Consider the following 257-nt stretch of genomic DNA (forward strand, 5'->3'; position numbering starts at 1 on the left):
ATGCTGTTTTTCCTGCTGGGGGCGGCATTGGTGTATCAACAAACGCAATCCTTTGCGTTCACGGCCCTGGCGGATGCACCGATGGATGCGATCGCCTTCATTTTTGTCGGCTTACTGACTAAGGGCGGCATTTTCGTATCGGGTTTGTGGTTGCCCCTCACCCACTCCGAATCAGAAACCCCCGTGTCGGCCATGTTGTCGGGGGTGGTGGTGAAGTCGGGCATTTATCCCCTGGCCCGCTTTGCCCTCATGTTCGA

Annotated in this window: 1 protein-coding gene; it reads left to right on the forward strand. The window is 56.4% G+C overall.

Annotated features, from left to right (window positions below; genetic code table 11):
• The coding region (locus JUK32_RS28595; RefSeq protein ID WP_305037823.1) for a proton-conducting transporter membrane subunit at positions 1-257 on the forward strand (257 nt) is incomplete at both ends.

Source organism: Halomicronema sp. CCY15110 (assembly GCF_016888165.1).
In the GTDB taxonomy this organism is placed as follows: Bacteria; Cyanobacteriota; Cyanobacteriia; order Phormidesmidales; family Phormidesmidaceae; genus Halomicronema.